This is a genomic window from Streptomyces noursei (assembly GCF_001646665.1).
GTDB lineage: Bacteria > Actinomycetota > Actinomycetes > Streptomycetales > Streptomycetaceae > Streptomyces > Streptomyces lavendulocolor.
On sequence record NZ_LWBU01000370.1, the window covers coordinates 10,139 to 14,211 of the forward strand.

Below are 4,073 nucleotides of genomic sequence, written 5' to 3' on the forward strand. Positions count from 1 at the left end.
CCCCGAGCCGGCGCGCCGCCTCAAGGAACACGTCCGGCGCGGGCTTGCCCCGCTCGACCTCCTCGGCCGACACCATGGTGGTCAGGTACGCGTCCAGCCCCGTACCGCCCAGGACGGCCTCGATCGCGGCGCGGGACGAGCCGGACGCGACCGCCATCGGCACGCCCTCCGCGTGGAGCCGCTCCACGAACGCGCGCATCTCCGGGAACACCTCGGTCGCCGCGCGTGCCAGCTCCAGGTAGTGCCGGTTCTTGCCGGCGAGCAGCTCCTCGATCGGCGCGTCGAGCCCGTACTCCTCCTTGAGGGCCTCCAGCGTCTCGCGCGTCCCGATGCCGATGAAGTCGGTGTGCCGCTCCCAGCCGAAGTCCGTGACGCCGTAACGCGCGAGCAGCCGGCGCCCCGCCTCGTAGTAGTTCGGTTCGCTGTCGACCAGCGTGCCGTCGAGATCGAAGAGGACCGCGGTGCGAGGGGTGTGCATGCACCCAGCATGCCAAGCCCGAACCCCGGGGCCCCGGCCGCGGTCCCTCAGCCGCGCGGTCGCCCGGCCGTCCGGCCCACGGACTCGACCAGCGGCAGCAGCCGGTGCGGCACCCGTTCCCGCAGGGCCATCTCCGTGCGCGTGCGCACCACCCCCGGCAGCTGGATCAGCCGCTGGATGACGTCCTCCAGGTGCCCGTTGTCCCGCGCGACGACCCGGGTGAGGAGATCCCCGCCGCCGGTGATCGAGAACGCCTCGACGATCTCGGGAATGGCCGCCAGCGCGTCGCCCACCTCGTCCAGGTGCCCCTGGGTGACCTCGATGTGCACGAACGCCAGCACCGGGTGGCCGAGCGCGGCGGGGGAGAGGACCGGGCCCGTACCGGTGATGACGCCGTCCCGTTCCAGCCGGTCCAGCCGCGCCTGGAGCGTGCCGCGCGCGATGCCGAGGATGCGGGCGTACTCGCGGACGCTGGTGCGCGGCTGCTCGATGAGCAACCGGAGGATACGGGTGTCCAGCTCGTCGACGGCCATGGTTCCCGGTCCCCTTCTGGTACGTCACTTCCCAGGTTCACCGTACCAATGGCCCAGTACGGTCCTCCTTCCCCCTCAGCCACGGCGGCGCCCACCAGTTGGCGCGCCCGGCCAGCCGCATCACGGCCGGCACGAGCAGCCCGCGGACGACCGTCGCGTCCAGGACGGCGGCCAGGGCGAGCCCCACGCCCACGGCCTTCAGGAACACCAGCCCGGAGGTCGCCAGCGCCACCATGACCACCGCGAGGATGGCCGCCGACCAGGTGAAGAGGCGGGCGGTACGGTCCAGTCCGCGGGCGACCGCCGTCACCGTGTCCGCACCCGCCCGGTGCTCCTCCACCATGCGGGAGAGCAGCATGCACTCGTAGTCCATGGACAGGCCGAAGGCGACGCAGAACGTGACCACCGGGATCTGCACGTCGAGGGAGCCGGTCGTGACGAAGTCGCCGACCAGCCACTTGAGATGGCCCTGCTGGAACACGAACACCAGCGCGCCGAACGTCGCGCAGAGACTGAGGGTGTTCAGGACGAGGGCCTTGAGGGCCAGGACGGGCCTGCGGGTCAGTCCCAGGACGAGGACGACCATGGAGACGCCCACCAGGGTCAGGGCGAGCGGGAGCCGGTCGCCGATGGCTCCGCGCACGTCGGCGACCCTCGCGTCGAACCCGCCCACCCGGGCCGGCGCCGGCGCCGGTACGGCCCTGATCGCCCCGACGCGGTCGGCGCCGGCCGGACCGCCGGGTTCCCCCGCCATGGCCACCGACAGGTACGTGCCGCCCGGTCCGGACCGGCGGGGCAGGAAGCGGGCGGACGACGGGGACGGCCCGGTGACGAGCCGCCCCCGGGCGTACGTCCCGGTGGCCGTGTCCACCCGGGTCACCCCGTCCACGGCCGACACCCGGCGCGCGTAGCGGTCCAGTTCGGCGGCGCGGGCGGGGACGCGGGTGTCGAGGCCGGGCAGGGCGATGGTGGTCGCCCCGACCGGTGAGCCGGGGAAGTCCTCGCGCAGCGCCGCGCCGACGCCGCCGGCGGCGCTGGAGGCGGGCAGCACCCGGTCGTCGGACATCGCGAACCGGACGTCGGCGAACGGGACGGTCAGGAGCACCAGCAGGCAGGCGACCGGCACCCCCGTGGCCAGCGGCCGCCGCATCACGGCGAGGGCGATACGCCCCCAACCCCCGCGTCCCGCCGCCGCACTGCCCGCGACCCCCGTCCCGCGGGGCGCCCCCGAAGCCTCTGTACGCCCCGTCCCATCGGTCGCACCGGTACCTCCCGTACGCCCCGTCCCGCTGGTCGCACCGGAAGCTCCGGAACCCCCCGTCCGGTCTGTCCCGCCCGCCGCACCGGTAGCCCCGGCACGCCCCGTCCCATCGGCCGCATCCGAAGCCCCCGCACGCGCCGTCCCGCTCGCCTCTCCCGGGGCCGCGCCCGTGGCGCTGCCGTCGGCCTCAGGGCGGCCCTCGGCCGCGTCCGGGCATCCGGCCGCCTCCGTGCTCCTGGCCGCCGCTGCCCGGGGGCGGCGCCACCGGGCGAAGACGTCGAGCCGGTCGAGCCGGTCACCCAGCAGCGCGAGCACCGCCGGCAGCACGACCAGGCTCCCCACGGCGGCCATCACGGTCACCGCCACCCCGGCGAACCCGAGGGAACGCAGCAGGGGGTGCGGGAAGACGAGCAGCGCCGCCATGCTGCACGCGACGGTGCCGGCCGAGAAGGCCACCGCGCGTCCGGCGGTGCGCAGCGCCGTACGCAGCGCCGCGCTGTCCTCCGCCCCGCGGGCCCGCTCCTCCCGGTACCGGCTGACCAGGAACAGGCTGTAGTCGATGGCCAGCGCGAAGGCCAGGGCGGTGCCGATGTTGAGGGCGTACAGGGAGACCTCCGTGAGGCCGGTCAGCCCGCGCAGCAGCGCCGTGGTGCCGAGCGCGGCGAAGACCCCGACCAGGACGGGCAGCCCCGCCGCCGGCAGGGAACCGAACACCAGCAGCAGCAGCGTCACGGTGACCGGCAGGGCGACCAGCTCGCTCAGCCGCGCGTCCCGGGACGCCTGGCGGGCGACCTCGACCCGGGTCGGGGCCTCACCCCCGGCCGTGACCTCCAGCGGCCCGAACCGTCCGGTCACCCCGGGGACGACGCGTTCGGCCGTCTTCCCGCGCTCGTGGTCACCGCCGCGCAGCCACGCCAGGACGAGGCCGCTGCGCCCGTCCCGGGAGCGCAGCCCCGTCCCCGGCCCCGCCGACCAGGTGGAGAGGACGCGCTCGACCCCCGGGTCGGCGGCCAGCCGCCTCTCCACGGCCCGGCCGGCCGCGACGGCGGCGGGGGCGCCGATTCCCCGGCCGCCGGGGCCACCGGCGGCGTCGGTGCGGACCAGCAGCACCATCTCCGGCCTGCCGGCCCCGAAGCGGTCCCGCAGGACCTCCTCGGCCCGCATCGACTCCGCCCCCGGTGGCACGATGCCGCCCGAGGACAGGCGGTCGGCGACGTCCCGCCCGATCAGTCCGGACAGGGCCATCAGCAGCAGCGCGACCACCGACACCAGGTGGCGGTGGCGTACGGCGAAGGGGGCGGGCGGGCCGTCGGGGCCGTCGCCCCGGCCCGGCGGCGGCGACGGCTCCGGGGCCGGGTTCGGAGCCGGACTCGGCTTCGTCGTGGTCGGCATGCGCACTCCCCAGACACGGCATTTTGCGGACGGTCCGCTTCCCCTTCTTCTTCGACCCGGGCCGTGCTCCACCTTGAGCGGATCCCGAAACCTGACCCATTGGCCCGTCCGGTACGAGGGAGCCCTGGGTGCATCTGTGCCAATGGGTCAGTGTCACTCCGTCGAGTTGAGCCAACGGGCCGGAAGGTGGTCTCATGGGGGAGTCGATGGCGCTGCGGATACCGCGGCGCCTTTTTCATGCCGGGACGTCGAAACGTCCTGGATGTCTGGGTGTCCAAGGCGTCCGGGGACGTCCGGGGCGTCATCACCACCGAAGGGGCGGGGAAACTGTGCTGAAGAGGATGTTCGTGGCTCCGGATCCGGGGCGGCTGCGGTTGCGCAGCGCCGCCCGGGCCGTCCTCGGCATCAG

At 74.9% G+C, this 4,073-nt stretch carries 3 protein-coding genes and 1 pseudogene; 1 reads left to right on the forward strand and 3 read right to left on the reverse strand.

What is annotated here, in order from left to right; translation table 11 throughout:
- The 3 genes from A4V12_RS27970 to A4V12_RS27980 all read right to left on the reverse strand — a co-directional run.
- The coding region (locus tag A4V12_RS27970) for an HAD family hydrolase (protein WP_234372354.1) at nt 1–478 on the reverse strand (478 nt) is incomplete at its 3' end.
- 47 nt (nt 479–525) lie between these two features.
- Nucleotides 526–1,011, reverse strand: a complete 486-nt coding sequence (locus A4V12_RS27975; RefSeq protein ID WP_064072230.1) for an Lrp/AsnC family transcriptional regulator — start codon at nt 1,009–1,011, stop codon at nt 526–528.
- A gap of 37 nt (nt 1,012–1,048) precedes the next feature.
- Nucleotides 1,049–3,664 (reverse strand): MMPL family transporter, encoded by a 2,616-nt coding sequence (locus tag A4V12_RS27980; RefSeq protein WP_064072231.1) that lies wholly within the window; start codon nt 3,662–3,664, stop codon nt 1,049–1,051.
- A gap of 194 nt (nt 3,665–3,858) precedes the next feature.
- On the opposite strand from A4V12_RS27980, the pseudogene A4V12_RS39195 reads away from it, so the two are divergent.
- Nucleotides 3,859–4,073: pseudogene (locus tag A4V12_RS39195) on the forward strand (hypothetical protein); the annotation flags it as partial.